Origin of the sequence: Virgibacillus indicus, assembly GCF_002266285.1 — a bacterium.
Taxonomy (GTDB): Bacteria; Bacillota; Bacilli; order Bacillales; family Amphibacillaceae; genus Virgibacillus_K; species Virgibacillus_K indicus.
Genome location: NZ_NPMS01000001.1, coordinates 792,693 through 807,784, shown reverse-complemented (window position 1 = coordinate 807,784; position 15,092 = coordinate 792,693). Strand labels below are relative to the sequence as shown.

Genomic DNA, 15,092 nt, shown 5'->3' with positions numbered 1-15,092 from the left:
TTAATTGTTGTGCTTAAAGTATCGTCTTTAAGTCGTATAAACGATGTTCCGCTGTCACAGATAAGAGATATGAGCATTGGTTTGGAAGGAGTGAAGCAGGATGCAAAAATTAATCGAAGATATTACAAAAGATCAACTTCGCACAGATCATCCTGATTTCCGCCCGGGTGACACTGTTAAAGTTCACGTAAAAGTTGTTGAAGGAACTCGTGAACGTATTCAGGTATTCGAAGGTGTTGTAATCAAACGCCAAAATGGTGGAATCAGTGAAACATTTACAGTAAGAAAACTTTCTTACGGTGTTGGTGTTGAACGTACTTTCCCAGTACATTCACCTCGTCTTGATAAAATCGAAGTAAGTCGCCGTGGTATTGTACGTCGTGCAAAACTTTACTACTTGCGTAATCTGCGTGGTAAAGCAGCACGGATTAAAGAACGCAGATAAGTGTACGAAACTGGATATGAAAATAGGTAGCGGAAAGGAGCTTGTCATTATGCACAAGCTCCTTTTTGTTTTATACCTGCTCTAATGGTGGAATGATATGGTAAAACTGGTATAAAATAAAGATATAAGAGGAAGCTCAAAAAGTCCGGTGAAAACAACACATCGAATTTCTTTGTTGGCGTGCTTATCCGTTACTCAAAGCTTCGCCGCCTCGAATTTCCCGGTCCTTTTCATCCTCTTTTTGAACACGCACTATAACTTACTGTTGTCGGAGGAAAACACATGGCAAAAAAAGAAAAGGGTAAGAGTGAATGGTTTGATTGGGCAAAAGCATTACTATTTGCTTTCGGGCTGGCATTTATTGTTCGGATGTTCTTTTTTGCCCCTATTGTAGTAGATGGGCCATCCATGCTGCCGACTTTGCATGATGGAGATCAAATGATTGTGAATAAATTCAGCTATCGGATTCATGAACCGGAACGTTTTGATATAATTGTTTTCCATGCTTCGGCCCAAAAAGACTTTATTAAACGGGTGATTGGAGTGCCGGGAGAACATGTGGAAGTAGTTGATAATGTTTTATATATTGATGGTGAAGCAGTAGAAGAGCCATTTTTAGAAGAAAAGAATGGGCTGTATCAGACGGCTGTAAACGACTTTTCACTTGAAACATTACCAGGTGGGTATGAAGAAATACCGGAAGGACATGTTCTGGTTCTAGGTGATAATCGGAGTAATTCTACAGATAGCCGGATGCTGGGACTTATTTCAATGGATCAGATTGTTGGTAAAACAAGTTTAATTTACTGGCCTTTTAACAGGCTTCAAATTTTGGGAGAGTAGGCTAAAAATGACAATACAATGGTTCCCAGGACATATGGCGAAGGCCAGAAGAGAAGTAGAAGAGAAGCTGAAGCTCGTAGATTTTGTCATGGAACTGGTTGATGCAAGAGCACCGCTTTCATCACAAAATCCAATGCTCCAGCAGGTTCTGCAAACGAAATCAAAAATGATTGTTTTAATGAAGAAAGATTTGGCAGACGATCGGGAAACTGAGAAATGGATAACCTATTTTAAAGAAAGGGACATTCCGGCGATTGCAATTAATGTAAATGATAAATCCGACATTAAACGGGTTATTCAATTGGCCAAGGAACTTGGCCAGGAAAAAATGGATAAACTGCTGAAGAAAGGAATTCAGCCACGTCCAGCCAGGGCTATGATTGTCGGAATTCCAAATGTAGGAAAATCTACATTAATAAACCGTCTTGCCAATAAGAAAATTGCTAAAACCGGAGACAGACCTGGGGTTACGAAACAGCAGTTGTGGATAAAAGTAAAAAAAGACTTTGAATTGTTGGACACGCCAGGGATTTTATGGCCAAAATTTGAAGATGAAATCGTTGGCTATCGATTGGCGGCAATTGGAACTATTAAGGATCAGCTGCTTTCATTGCAGGATATAACTGCATTTGTAATCAGTTATCTGCAGCAAAATTACCCGGAGAGAATGGAAGAGCGTTTTCATATTAGCCGAGATATGGAAGATATGCTGGAAATCTTCGAGGTTATAGGAAAACTGCGTGGTGCACTTGAAAGCGGAGGGAATGTTAATTTTGATAAAGTTTCCGACATTGTTATACGTGATCTCCGTACAGGCAGACTTGGAAAAATAACGCTGGAGTCACCACCGAAATAATCGGCATGCACCTTCAGGGTGGATGTCATGTTTTTTTGGCTAACAACTTTCTTGTAATAACCGATAATAGAAAGGAGACAGGGTGAAAAAATGGAGAAGAAATCTATTGCAGTATTAAAACAATTATTTGAGGCTGATGAACTTAACGAAAAATTACTCAGCCAATTAAAATTGGATGAACGTAAAGGTGTTCAACAATTAATTAAAACCTACGAAAAAAGAAAGTTAAAGAAACAGGCATTGATACAGCAGTTTAATGAGATGTGCCGTTTTGAAGAACGCTGCTATCTAAACGGATGTGAGTATATTGCAGGTATTGATGAAGCAGGAAGAGGGCCGTTAGCTGGGCCAGTAGTTGCTGCAGCAGTTATATTGCCGCGTGATTTTACATTGCTTGGGTTAAATGATTCGAAGCAGCTGAGTGAAACAGCTAGAAATCAGTATTATACAATTATTAAAAATGAGGCAATCAGTTACGGTATATCCATTGTAAACAATCAAAAAATTGATGACATAAATATATATGAAGCTACAAAAGCAGCAATGTATGATGCTATTAATCAACTTGATCCAAAACCGCATCATATCTTAATTGATGCTGTGAATCTTAGGGATCTCCCATGTACATCTGAAGCGATAACAAAGGGTGATGCCAAAAGTGTGTCGATTGCTGCAGCAAGTATTTTGGCCAAGGTTACACGTGATAATCTGATGAAGGAAGTACATAAGGAATATCCAATCTATGAATTTGCCTCTAATATGGGCTATGGAACAAAGGAACACATGAAAAACCTTCAGGAGTTTGGGCCATCTCCATACCACAGAAGATCATTTGCGCCTGTGCGAAATCTGGTAAATTAAAATAATTTCTGAGAGGAGGTGTCCTTGTTGAGTATTTATAATGTAACTGAAAGCCATTCAGTCAAGCTCTCAAGTCCAAAGCATTTCCTGAAGCCCGGACAAATTATCCAAGGGAAAATTTTGAAACTATTTCCGGATAATAAAGCACAAATACAGCTTGGCACACAAAAAATGATTGCTCAATTAGAGGCACCTTTAACACTTGGGGAAAGATATCATTTTCAAGTGGAAGCGGCAGATCAGGTTCTTCATTTAAAGGTTTTGGGAGAGAGCCTGAAAGGAGAGGAGCGCAGCAATATTTTGAATCTGATGCAGCAGCTTGGACTGAAGCATTCAAAAGCAAATGTTGCATTTATGCAGTTATTGATACATGAACGGATCCCATTTGAAAAAAATCAGCTGATTAACGCCTTTCAGCTATTAAATAATACCAAAAATACCAATGAGAACCAGCTCGCTCTCAAAGAAATGATTGCCAGAAAACTCCCGGTTACATATAACGTATTTCAAGCACTGTCAGCAAAAAACTCACAGGATTTTTCCACTCCTGTAAACACGCTGCTGGCTCAATTAAAGTTTGATCCGGAACAACTTCAGCTCAGGGAACGCCTTGGTCAATTAATTGATCGGCCTTTATCTCCGAAGTTACATATTTCACAGCAGATAAGCTCAGAGGCTGTGATGGATAAACAGATATTTTTCAATATAGCTAAAGCTAGCGGTTTGGTGGACCCGACATTAGACTTTAATTCTTGGAAGTCGAAATGGAATTCGTTTGCAGCAATAATTGGAGATGAACAAACTTTAAACAATCTGAAATTGCCGTTTGGTTTCAATGAATCAAAAATTGCACATGTATTCAGTCAACTGATTAATAACAGAGATCAAATTATATCACAGTCACAGGAGTTCTTAAAAATGTGGCAACTTAATATTAATCAGGCTGCTGCAAACGGTGTGCCATTATCCAATGAAGATTTTGTACAGATGAAGCGACAATATTCCCAATTGATTATGCCATTTGCTTCAAATGACAGCCAGCAGGCTATGAATCTTTTGAATAATACACCCAATAATTTAAATCAGTTCTTATCTTTAGTGCAAACTCTGAACAATGGACAAACCTATACCGAAATTGAACACTTTTTGCAGAAATTATCATTGGATAGTTTATTTCTGCAAAAAACACCAAAAGATCAGTTTCTGACTATTCTAAATAACCTGCTTCATAATATAGGGATTAATTATGAAAACGAGCTGGGAAATAATAATTTTGAAAAACAGTCAACTGCAATAAAAGCAATGCTCCTTAATCTTTTACAGCAAAATATTGGTGCAAAATCTGAACAAGCGCAGCAACTGCTTCATTTTATTAATGGAATGCAGCTTCAATCTGTCCAATCAGATAACAATTATTTCCTTCAGGCAAGCCTCCTGGTGCCGGGAGAAAGGCTTGGACTTAATAGTGATCTGGAACTAGAGTTTGAGGGACGGAAAATGGCAAATGGTGAAATCAATCCAGATTTTTGCCATATTCTTTTTTATCTGGATCTGATGCATTTAAATAAAACAGTAATTGATATGAATATACAAAAAAGGGCCGTATCTATTACAGTATTCAATGATCACAAGCAGCTCAGCAGGGAGAAGACTTCTTCCTTTGAACCATTATTAAAAAAAGGGCTTCAGAATATAGATTACCATCTGACATCCTTATCTTTTAAGCCTTTACAGCAAAAGGATGTAAAAAAAAGAGATACTACTGAAAAATTAGCACATTCACCCTATAAGGGAGTTGATTACCGTATATGAGTAAAAACAGGAAAAAGGCAGCAGCACTCCGCTACGATCAAAAAAGAGATAGTGCACCTGTTGTTGCAGCTGCAGGTAAAGGTTTTACCGCTGATAATATTATTAATAAAGCAAGAGAAAATAATGTACCTGTTATGGAAGATTCATCCCTTGTAGAATTACTTGCAGAATTGAATATAAATGAGTCGATTCCTGAGGAACTTTATCAGGCAGTTGCTGAGGTTTTTGCCTTTATTTACCAAACAGACAAACGTATTGGCGGCAAATTAGAGTAAATTCGACAATACTATGACAATAAAATCTACTTATTCTTGTGAAATTTGTTGTTTTTTAATACAATGGAAATGCAGTGAAATTTGATGGGAGGATAAATAATGAACATTCATGAATATCAAGGAAAAGATATTTTACGAAGCTATGGCGTAAATGTTCCTAATGGACATGTTGCATATACTGTAGACGAAGCCGTGGAAGCTGCTGAAAAGCTTGGAACTTCTGTTACTGTTGTTAAAGCACAAATCCATGCAGGCGGCAGAGGGAAAGCCGGTGGCGTAAAAGTTGCTAAAAGTCTGGAAGAAGTGCGTACATACGCTGATGAAATTCTTGGAAAAACATTAGTTACACATCAAACAGGCCCTGAAGGAAAAGAAGTTAAACGGTTACTTATTGAAGAGGGCTGTGATATTAAGAAGGAATATTATGTTGGGGTTGTTTTAGACCGCGCAACTTCTCGTGTTGTCATGATGGCATCAGAAGAAGGCGGAACTGAAATTGAAGAAGTAGCTGAAGCGACACCAGAGAAAATTTTTAAAGAGGTAATTGATCCGGTTGTAGGGCTTTCCGGTTATCAAGCTCGAAGACTAGCATTTAATATTAACATTCCTGATGAATTAATAGGAAAAGCAGTGAAATTTATGTCAAGTCTTTACAACGCTTTTGTAGAAAAGGATTGCTCCATTGCAGAAATCAACCCACTTGTTACAACAGGTGATGGTGAAGTTTTAGCATTGGACGCTAAATTAAATTTCGATGATAATGCATTATTCCGTCAAAAAGACGTACAGGAACTGCGTGATTTGGATGAAGAAGATGAAAAGGAAATTCAAGCATCCAAATATGACCTTAGCTATATTTCATTAGATGGCAATATTGGCTGTATGGTAAATGGTGCAGGACTTGCTATGTCCACAATGGATATTATTAAACATTATGGCGGCGACCCTGCAAACTTCCTTGATGTTGGGGGCGGTGCTACTGCTGAAAAGGTTACGGAAGCATTTAAAATCATTTTGTCCGATTCCAATGTAAAGGGAATCTTTGTGAACATCTTCGGAGGAATCATGAAATGTGATGTTATTGCTGAGGGTGTTGTAGAAGCAACAAAACAAGTAGACTTAAAAATTCCGCTTGTTGTACGCCTGGAAGGTACGAATGTTGACTTAGGCAAGGAGATTCTTAATGAATCAGGCTTAAATATTACATCAGCTGATTCAATGGCCGATGGTGCAGAAAAAATTGTTTCTATGGTTAACTAATAATTTTACCGAGATTTTATAGAAAGGACGGACAAAAATGAGTGTATATGTAAATAAAGATACAAAGGTAATTGTTCAGGGAATTACTGGCGGAACTGCCAGATTTCATACAAAACAAATGCTTGAATATGGTACAAAAATCGTTGGTGGTGTAACACCGAAAAAAGGCGGTTCAGAAGTGGAAGGTGTACCTGTATTCAATACAGTGCAGGAAGCTGTTGAACAAACTGGTGCAACTGCATCTGTTATCTATGTTCCTGCTCCATTTGCTGCTGACGCCATTTTTGAAGCAGTTGATGCAGGGTTAGACCTTGCGATCTGTATTACAGAGCATATTCCAGTTATGGATATGGTGAAAGTAAAACGCTATATGGAAGGCAAGAAAACACGTCTAATCGGTCCAAACTGTCCTGGAGTAATTACTGCAGATGAAAGCAAAATTGGTATTATGCCTGGATATATTCACAAAAAAGGACATATCGGTGTTGTTTCGCGCTCTGGCACATTGACTTATGAAGCAGTTCATCAATTATCAGAAGCTGGGTATGGTCAGACTACTGCAGTCGGTATCGGTGGAGACCCTGTTAATGGTACGAATTTTATCGATGTATTATCAGCATTTAATGAAGATCCGGAAACAGAAGCAGTTATCATGATTGGTGAAATTGGCGGAACTGCTGAAGAAGAAGCTGCAGAATGGGTAAAAGCAAATATGACTAAACCTGTTGTAGGCTTTATTGGCGGTGCAACAGCCCCTCCAGGTAAACGTATGGGTCATGCTGGTGCAATTATTTCTGGCGGTAAAGGTACTGCTGACGAAAAGATTCGCGTTATGAACGAATGTGGCATCCAGGTTGCAGAAACACCTGCAGTAATGGGTGAAACAATGATTAAAGTTTTAGAAGAAAATGGCCTTAAAGAAAAGTGTAAAACGCACTAATTCAAATAAGTGGAACCTGTAAGCTGTTTTGCATACAGGTTCCATCAATTATATTAAGAGGAAATTCAAAAAATATAAAGGAAGTGATCAGTTGAAAACCACCAGAGACCGGCTAATTCATCTGCATAGATGCCGCGGTATAACACGGCGTATACTCCGAAGAATTATTTATCATGATCCCACATTGAATCAGATTTATACGATGTCTTCCCCTCAAATCAGCAATCTGTTTTCTCTACCTCCCGATAACGCCAGCCTTTTCTATTCAGAAATTCATAATACGAAAATCCAAATGCAAATTACAAACGATAATGCAAGGTATTCTATAGTCACAATAGTTGACGACTCCTACCCCCCTATGTTAAAAACTATAAAGGACCCTCCATTGGTTTTATACGCAGTGGGAAAATTATCATTATTAACCCAAACACCTTCATTAAGTGTAATTGGTACAAGGAATCCATCCCCTGAAGCAATGAGAAAAATTGAACTTCTTGTTAAACCACTAATATTAAATGATTGGTTAATTATCAGCGGTATGGCAAAAGGAATCGACAGTTATGCACACACTATAGCACTGGGCAATATCGGCAATACAATTGCCGTGCTGGGTGGCGGATTCCATCATATTTATCCAAAACAGAACACCCCCTTGTTTAAACGAATTTCCGAAAAAGGTTTAGTGATATCGGAATACCCTCCAGATACGCCACCAAAAAAATATCATTTTCCCGAAAGAAACCGTATAATAAGTGGTCTTAGCTTTGGAACTCTCGTTATCGAAGCAAAAGAAAGAAGTGGTACATTAATTACAGTTGATCAGGCACTCGACCAAGGCAGGGAAGTGTATGCTGTACCGGGGTCGCCATTGATTCCCCAAACAAGGGGTTGTCATAAAATGATCCAGGAAGGTGCAAAGCTAGTTTTTAATCCATTGGATATTATGGAAGATTGGGAAGCAATCGGTATCCATTTAGCGCAGACCGAAAAATGAAAATAGCTAAAGCTTGCAGAAATCATTTTTGACAGTATGTTTGACAAATTTATCGTATATATTTAATATTAGTGAAGATTTCCAATTTAAATTAGCTTAGGCCTCATTATAGGAGGAATACAATGTCAGATTATCTAGTAATCGTAGAATCACCCGCAAAAGCGAAAACGATTGAACGTTATTTAGGAAAGAAATATAAAGTAAAAGCATCCATGGGACATGTTCGAGATTTGCCAAAAAGTCAAATGGGTGTTGATACTGAAGACAATTATAAACTGAAATATATTACAATACGTGGAAAAGGCGATGTATTAAAGGAACTTCGATCAGCAGCAAAAAAAGCCAAAAAGATATACCTCGCAGCTGACCCTGACAGAGAGGGAGAGGCAATTGCCTGGCATTTGGCTCATATTTTAAATATAGATGAAAATTCCGAATGCCGCGTTGTTTTTAATGAAATTACCAAAGATGCAATCAAAGAGTCATTTAAGCATCCGCGTTCAATTGATACAGATTTGGTTGATGCTCAGCAGGCGAGACGAGTTCTGGACCGCCTGGTTGGATATAACATTAGTCCATTGCTGTGGAAAAAAGTGAAAAAAGGGTTAAGTGCAGGAAGAGTACAGTCAGTAGCATTAAAAATGATTATTGACAGAGAAAAGGAAATTGAAAACTTCATACCGGAAGAATACTGGTCAATTGAAGCAGATTTTCAAAAAGACAAGGATTTGTTTGAAGGCGCTTTTTACGGTATAAATGGTAAAAAACACGAATTGAAGACTGAAGAAGATGTAAAAAAAATATTAAATAAAATGAAAGAAAAGAACTTCACAATCGATAAAATAAATGAAAAAGAGCGGAAAAGAAATCCCGCAAAACCTTTTATTACTTCTTCCCTTCAACAGGAAGCCGCAAGAAAGCTGAATTTCCGTGCCAGAAAAACCATGATGGTTGCTCAGCAGTTGTATGAAGGTATTGATCTGGGGAAAAAAGCAGGAGGCATTACCGGTTTAATTACCTATATGCGAACAGATTCCACACGTATTTCTGAAACAGCCAAAGAAGAAGCAAAAGGTTATATTCAAGAGAAATATGGCAAGGAGTATTTGGGAGCTGCTAAAACATCCAAGAAAAAAGAAGGGTCACAGGATGCACACGAGGCTGTCCGCCCAACATCTGTACTTAGAGATCCCAAGACGTTAAAAGATGTTTTATCCAGAGATCAGCTGAGATTATATAAACTGATTTGGGAGCGCTTTTTAGCAAGTCAGATGGCCCCTGCAATTATGGATACAATGACTGTACATTTGCTGAATAATGACGTGGAATTTAGGTCTACTGGTTCAAAAATAAAATTTAGAGGCTTTATGAAAGTGTATGTAGAAGGATCTGATGATAATAAAAAAGATGAAGATAAGCTTCTGCCGGAATTAACTGTGGGAATGAAAGTAAAAGCAAAAGAAATAAGCCCAAATCAGCATTTTACGCAGCCACCACCAAGGTATACAGAAGCAAGACTTGTCAGAACAATGGAAGAATTAGGGATAGGAAGGCCATCTACTTACGCACCAACAATTGACACCATCCAACGGAGAAATTACGTAAACATAGACAATAAACGGTTTATTCCAACAGAACTTGGAGGTATTGTAAATGAATTAGTGGAAGAATTCTTCCCTAAAATCATTGATGTAGATTTCACAGTGAAAATGGAAGATGATCTGGATTCAATAGAAGAAGGAAAAAGAGAATGGATCAAAATTATTGATGACTTTTATCAGGACTTCGAAAAGCGATTGGAAATTGCTGAAAAAGAAATGGAGAAAGTTGAAATCAAGGATGAACCTGCCGGTATTGACTGTGAAAATTGCGGGCATGAGATGGTTTACAAAATGGGACGCTATGGCAAGTTTCTTGCTTGCTCTAATTTCCCGGAATGCCGAAACACAAAGCCAATTTTAAAAGAAATTGGTGTCAAATGTCCAAAATGCGAAGAAGGCAATGTTGTTGAGAGAAAATCCAAAAAGCGCAGAACCTTTTATGGATGTGACCGCTTTCCGGATTGTGACTTTGTTTCCTGGGATAAGCCAATTTCGCGCCCTTGTCCCAAATGTGAGTCATTGCTTGTGGAAAAGAAAAGCAAAAAAGAAACACAAATTCAATGTACAAATTGTGATTACAAAGAAAATACGCAAAATTAGTGAAGACTGCTTGTTCATCCCGGTGAATGAGCAGTTATTTTTATTTGGAAGAACGGCTTATACTTAAGGCGTAAGAAGTTTCAACAATTGTAAAAAGGGAAAACTCCTTATCAAGAGGAGGTTTTTACCATGACAGAAAAAAAACATTTCTTTGTAACAGTAGATACACAGGACATTCGCGAAATGTCTATTCCCGACAGTGGCATAGAATATGAAATAATTGCAAGTCAAAGTGAAATAGAAGAGATAGAAGATCTGTTCAGGGAGAAAAATAAAAATGCAAAAGATGCAGTGAAATTCCTTGCAAAGCCATTTGACGAATGGGGTGCAGATGATGAAAGAGAAGCGTATGATAATCATTTAATGGAAATTTATCGCAAAATATATAATCTAGGAACAGAAGAAACAAAAGAAAAAATTAATGAATTGAGGATATTTGATTAAAAAGTTGTCAATACCAATAATAAACATAATTTTATAACCTTTCTGCAGTATTTAATTTTCTAAACTAATGGAATTGTTTATTGTTGACTAATTACTTTGATACAGATATAATTGCGAATTGGTAAGTGTAAATGCTTGACAGACTAATACAGGTTATGGAAAATTTAGAAAATTGTATCATAGGCAGATTATTTATGTTATAATGACTATAAGGTCAATTCAGAATTTTGTTGCAATTTTGTGAAGTCTATTGCTTTTCGATTTTGACTATGATATGATTTATTTTGCTGCTTAACGGGGTGGGAAATTGAATAATTTTACATTGGAAAGCAATGCTTTTATGGAGTATTTGCAGATTGAGAAAAATGCATCTCCATATACTGTGAAATATTATCTGAATGATCTGGAAACATTTTTTTCTTTTTTGAACGGAGAAGGTATTGATCAGTTAAATCAGCCAGATCAGCGAACTGTTCGAGTCTTTCTGACGAGTTTATACAATAAACAGTTAAGCAGAAGGTCAGTTTCCAGAAAAATCTCGTCATTAAAAAGTTTCTATAAATTTCTGGAACGGGAAAATATGGTTTTAGCTAACCCTTTTATGAATATTACACTACCAAAAAAAGATAAGCCGATCCCTGGTTTCTTATATAAGGAAGAGTTGGAAAAATTATTTGAAGTAAATGATTTGTCCGATCCGCTGGGTCAGCGCAATCAAGCCATACTGGAGACACTATATGGCACAGGGATCAGAGTCAGTGAATGTGAACAATTGAATATAAGGGATATTGATTTTTCCATTGGTACATTATTTGTAACTGGAAAAGGCAGAAAAGAACGTTATGTGCCATTTGGCAATTTTGCGGAAAAAGCTCTGGAAAGTTACATAAATGACGGAAGAAATAAACTGCTGAGCAAAGGTAAGAACTCTGCCGAATCAGTTTTTCTAAATGCCAGAGGCGGTGCTCTAACCGCCAGAGGGATTCGGCTGATTCTTAATAAAATGGTGGAAAAGGCGGCTTTGACAGTTCATGTGCATCCACATAAGCTGAGACATACCTTTGCAACCCATTTATTGAATGAAGGTGCTGATCTTCGGAGTGTGCAGGAACTATTGGGGCATGAGAATTTATCATCCACCCAAATATATACACATGTAACAAAAGATCATTTGCGTGAAGTGTATATGAACAGTCATCCAAGAGCACATAATTAATATTCAGATAGAATGAGGTGAATGGATTGTCAGTTGAAATGCATGCTACCACTATTTTTGCAATTATGCATAATGGCCAATGTGCCATGAGTGGAGACGGTCAGGTAACGTTAGGAAATGCTGTTGTAATGAAACACAAAGCAAAAAAAGTCCGTACATTATATAATGGAAAAATTTTAGCGGGTTTTGCAGGTTCTGTTGCAGATGCATTTACATTATTTGAGAAATTTGAAGGAAAGCTTCAGACTTTCAATGGAAACCTGGCAAGAGCAGCAGTTGAATTAGCCAAGGAGTGGCGGAGTGATAAAGTGTTGCGTAAATTAGAGGCAATGCTTATTGTGATGAATAAAGAGAATATGTTTTTACTGTCAGGAACGGGAGAAGTCATTGAACCCGATGATGGAATATTAGCCATAGGATCCGGCGGTAATTATGCTTTAAGTGCAGGAAGAGCATTAGTTAGACATTCTGAACATTTATCAGCTAAAGAAATTGCTCAATCGGCTCTTGAGATTGCTGGAGAAATATGTGTTTATACAAATGACCATATTACTTTAGAGGTACTTGAATAATAAGGAGGCCTTTTATAAGCATGGGAATAGATTACACTCCAAAACAAATTGTGGGTCAATTAGATAAGTATATTATCGGTCAGAAAAATGCCAAAAAGTCTGTTGCGATTGCACTTCGAAACCGTTACCGGCGAATGCAGCTTGATGATGCAATTAAAGACGAAATCGTCCCTAAAAATATTTTAATGATGGGACCAACCGGGGTAGGTAAAACCGAAATTGCCAGAAGATTGGCCAGGCTAGTCGGAGCTCCTTTCGTAAAGGTTGAAGCAACTAAATTTACGGAAGTGGGTTATGTAGGACGTGACGTAGAATCAATGGTCCGTGATCTGGTGGAAATGTCTATACGGATAGTTAAAGAAGAAAAAATGGAAGAAGTAAAAGGCAAAGCAGAGGTTGAAGCAAATAAAAAGCTAGTAAATCTTCTGGTGCCACAAGCTAAAAAAGAATCATCTATGAAAAATCCATTTGAAATGCTTTTTCCAGACCAGTCCACAAATGATGATGATGAGAGTAAAAACAAAGATAAAGATGAAGAAATTAGGAATAAGAGAAAACGAATGGAGCATAAGTTAGCTCTTGGGGAACTGGAAGATCACATGGTAACAGTAGAAATCGAAGAAATGCCCCCTTCGATGTTTGATATGCTGCAAGGTTCGGGAATGGAACAAATGGGAATGAATATGCAGGATGCATTTGGTCAGTTCATGCCGAAAAAGAAAAAGAAACGGAAGCTTTCTGTTTCAGAGGCAAGAAAGGTTTTAACACAGCAGGAGGCACAGAAACTGGTCGATATGGAGGAAGCAGCACACGTTGCAATAACGCGCGCGGAACAATCCGGCATTATCTTTATAGATGAGATCGATAAAGTGGCCGGAAAGCAGGAAAATTCAGCAAATGTATCCAGAGAAGGTGTACAGCGGGATATACTCCCAATTGTTGAAGGCTCCACAGTTGTAACAAAGCATGGTCCTGTAAAAACAGATCATATGCTTTTTATTGCAGCAGGTGCATTTCATATGGCAAAACCTTCTGATCTTATCCCTGAACTTCAGGGGAGATTTCCAATCCGGGTTGAATTGGAAAAACTGACCACCGAAGATTTTAAGAGAATTTTAAAGGAACCTTCCAATGCCTTATTGAAACAGTATCAGGCGTTATTGAAAACGGAAGGTATAAATGTTGTTTTTACGGACGAAGCTATTACAAGACTGGCTGAAATTGCCTATGAGGTAAATCAGGAGACTGATAACATCGGTGCAAGAAGATTACATACGATTTTAGAGAAATTACTGGAAGATTTATCGTATGAAGCCCCTGATATAAATATGGAGGAAATTGAAATCACTCCTGCCTATGTGGATGAAAAATTAAGTACTATTGTTAAAAACAAGGACTTAAGTCAATTTATACTATAACTTTATGAATAAAAAGGAGAATCATTATGGAACTATTAGATCGCGCAAGAAAAATTAATGCAATGCTTCAAAAGGCTACAGGAAAATCAGTAAACTTCAACGACATGTCTGCATCACTAAGAGATGTAATAACTGGGAATGTTTACATTGTCAGCAGAAGAGGAAAGCTTTTAGGATTTGCAATTAATCAGGAAATTGAAAATGAGCGCATGAAGAATATGCTTGAAGAAAGACAATTCCCTGAAGAATACATTCAAGGGCTTTCCGGTATTCATGAAACAACAGCTAATCTTGACATTGAAAGCCCACATACTGTTTTCCCTGTTGAAAACCGAGAATTATTCAAAAATGGTTTAACAACAATTGTACCTATTATTGGCGGTGGAGAACGATTAGGCACACTGGTGATTGGAAGACTTACAGAAAGCTTTAATGATGATGACCTGCTGTTGGCTGAGTATGGCGCTACTGTTGTTGGAATGGAAATTTTGCATGAGAAAACGGAAGAAATAGAAATGGAAGCAAGAAGCAAAGCTGTTGTCCAAATGGCAATCAGTTCTCTATCTTACAGTGAACTTGAAGCAATTGATCATATTTTCGAAGAATTAAACGGAAATGAAGGTCTCCTTGTAGCAAGTAAAATTGCTGATCGAGTAGGGATCACAAGATCAGTTATTGTTAATGCATTAAGAAAACTGGAAAGTGCCGGGGTTATTGAATCACGCTCTCTTGGAATGAAAGGAACTTACATTAAGGTTCTTAATGATAAATTCCTGGTAGAGCTGGAAAAACTTCGTACAAGATAAACAAGGATTAACTCAGTTTTAAGTTCTGACTGATTCATCAATGAAATTAAGAAAAGGAGAAACCTGTGATATCACGGGTTTCTCCTTTTCTTATAGCATAGCGTAAATTATAAAATATTTGACCTGTGGATAAATAAACAACCAAATCA

General features: G+C 37.5%; 15 protein-coding genes. All 15 read left to right on the top strand.

Annotation, left to right across the window (positions count from 1 at the left end):
• Positions 1–100 precede the first annotated feature (100 nt).
• On the top strand, positions 101–445 hold the full coding sequence (gene rplS / locus CIL03_RS04120) for a 50S ribosomal protein L19 (RefSeq protein WP_094883937.1): 345 nt from the start codon (positions 101–103) through the stop codon (positions 443–445).
• Between the two features lie 282 nt (positions 446–727).
• On the top strand, positions 728–1,288 hold the full coding sequence (gene lepB, locus CIL03_RS04115) for a signal peptidase I (RefSeq protein WP_094883936.1): 561 nt from the start codon (positions 728–730) through the stop codon (positions 1,286–1,288).
• 7 nt (positions 1,289–1,295) lie between these two features.
• Positions 1,296–2,144 carry a ribosome biogenesis GTPase YlqF gene (gene ylqF / locus CIL03_RS04110; RefSeq protein WP_094883935.1) on the top strand — a complete coding sequence of 283 codons (849 nt, stop codon included), beginning with the start codon at positions 1,296–1,298 and terminating at the stop codon, positions 2,142–2,144.
• Between the two features lie 90 nt (positions 2,145–2,234).
• Positions 2,235–3,005: a ribonuclease HII gene (locus CIL03_RS04105; RefSeq protein WP_094883934.1), complete on the top strand. Its 771-nt coding sequence runs from the start codon at positions 2,235–2,237 to the stop codon at positions 3,003–3,005.
• A gap of 27 nt (positions 3,006–3,032) precedes the next feature.
• A complete protein-coding gene (locus CIL03_RS04100; protein ID WP_094883933.1) occupies positions 3,033–4,817 on the top strand; it encodes a hypothetical protein in 1,785 nt (594 codons plus the stop codon).
• A complete protein-coding gene (locus CIL03_RS04095) occupies positions 4,814–5,092 on the top strand; it encodes an EscU/YscU/HrcU family type III secretion system export apparatus switch protein (protein WP_094883932.1) in 279 nt (92 codons plus the stop codon). The genes CIL03_RS04100 and CIL03_RS04095 overlap by 4 nt, the downstream gene beginning before the upstream one ends.
• A gap of 99 nt (positions 5,093–5,191) precedes the next feature.
• Positions 5,192–6,352, top strand: a complete 1,161-nt coding sequence (sucC, locus tag CIL03_RS04090) for an ADP-forming succinate--CoA ligase subunit beta (RefSeq protein WP_094883931.1) — start codon at positions 5,192–5,194, stop codon at positions 6,350–6,352.
• A gap of 37 nt (positions 6,353–6,389) precedes the next feature.
• Positions 6,390–7,292, top strand: coding sequence for a succinate--CoA ligase subunit alpha (sucD, locus tag CIL03_RS04085; protein WP_094883930.1), 903 nt, complete (start codon positions 6,390–6,392; stop codon positions 7,290–7,292).
• 202 nt (positions 7,293–7,494) lie between these two features.
• A complete protein-coding gene (gene dprA / locus CIL03_RS04080; RefSeq protein ID WP_338061872.1) occupies positions 7,495–8,286 on the top strand; it encodes a DNA-processing protein DprA in 792 nt (263 codons plus the stop codon).
• A gap of 122 nt (positions 8,287–8,408) precedes the next feature.
• Positions 8,409–10,487, top strand: a complete 2,079-nt coding sequence (gene topA / locus CIL03_RS04075) for a type I DNA topoisomerase (RefSeq protein ID WP_094883928.1) — start codon at positions 8,409–8,411, stop codon at positions 10,485–10,487.
• A 129-nt stretch (positions 10,488–10,616) separates the two neighbouring features.
• Entirely contained in the window at positions 10,617–10,931 is a 315-nt protein-coding gene (locus CIL03_RS04070) for a hypothetical protein (RefSeq protein WP_094883927.1), read from the top strand.
• Positions 10,932–11,238: 307 nt separating this feature from the next.
• Positions 11,239–12,147, top strand: a complete 909-nt coding sequence (xerC, locus tag CIL03_RS04065) for a tyrosine recombinase XerC (RefSeq protein WP_420855378.1) — start codon at positions 11,239–11,241, stop codon at positions 12,145–12,147.
• A 26-nt stretch (positions 12,148–12,173) separates the two neighbouring features.
• Positions 12,174–12,719: an ATP-dependent protease subunit HslV gene (hslV, locus tag CIL03_RS04060; protein ID WP_094883926.1), complete on the top strand. Its 546-nt coding sequence runs from the start codon at positions 12,174–12,176 to the stop codon at positions 12,717–12,719.
• Positions 12,720–12,739: 20 nt separating this feature from the next.
• Entirely contained in the window at positions 12,740–14,137 is a 1,398-nt protein-coding gene (gene hslU, locus CIL03_RS04055; RefSeq protein WP_094883925.1) for an HslU--HslV peptidase ATPase subunit, read from the top strand.
• A 26-nt stretch (positions 14,138–14,163) separates the two neighbouring features.
• Complete coding sequence (gene codY, locus CIL03_RS04050) at positions 14,164–14,943, top strand: GTP-sensing pleiotropic transcriptional regulator CodY (RefSeq protein WP_094883924.1); 780 nt, start codon at positions 14,164–14,166, stop codon at positions 14,941–14,943.
• Positions 14,944–15,092 lie beyond the last annotated feature (149 nt).

Coding starts and splice junctions, on each gene's coding strand:
- lepB (WP_094883936.1), top strand. CDS start 728: ATGGCAAAAAAAGAAAAGGGTAAGAGTGAATGGTTTGATTGGGCAAAA.
- sucD (WP_094883930.1), top strand. CDS start 6,390: ATGAGTGTATATGTAAATAAAGATACAAAGGTAATTGTTCAGGGAATT.
- rplS (WP_094883937.1), top strand. CDS start 101: ATGCAAAAATTAATCGAAGATATTACAAAAGATCAACTTCGCACAGAT.
- codY (WP_094883924.1), top strand. CDS start 14,164: ATGGAACTATTAGATCGCGCAAGAAAAATTAATGCAATGCTTCAAAAG.
- CIL03_RS04095 (WP_094883932.1), top strand. CDS start 4,814: ATGAGTAAAAACAGGAAAAAGGCAGCAGCACTCCGCTACGATCAAAAA.
- hslU (WP_094883925.1), top strand. CDS start 12,740: ATGGGAATAGATTACACTCCAAAACAAATTGTGGGTCAATTAGATAAG.
- dprA (WP_338061872.1), top strand. CDS start 7,495: ATGTCTTCCCCTCAAATCAGCAATCTGTTTTCTCTACCTCCCGATAAC.
- CIL03_RS04105 (WP_094883934.1), top strand. CDS start 2,235: ATGGAGAAGAAATCTATTGCAGTATTAAAACAATTATTTGAGGCTGAT.
- CIL03_RS04070 (WP_094883927.1), top strand. CDS start 10,617: ATGACAGAAAAAAAACATTTCTTTGTAACAGTAGATACACAGGACATT.
- topA (WP_094883928.1), top strand. CDS start 8,409: ATGTCAGATTATCTAGTAATCGTAGAATCACCCGCAAAAGCGAAAACG.
- ylqF (WP_094883935.1), top strand. CDS start 1,296: ATGACAATACAATGGTTCCCAGGACATATGGCGAAGGCCAGAAGAGAA.
- sucC (WP_094883931.1), top strand. CDS start 5,192: ATGAACATTCATGAATATCAAGGAAAAGATATTTTACGAAGCTATGGC.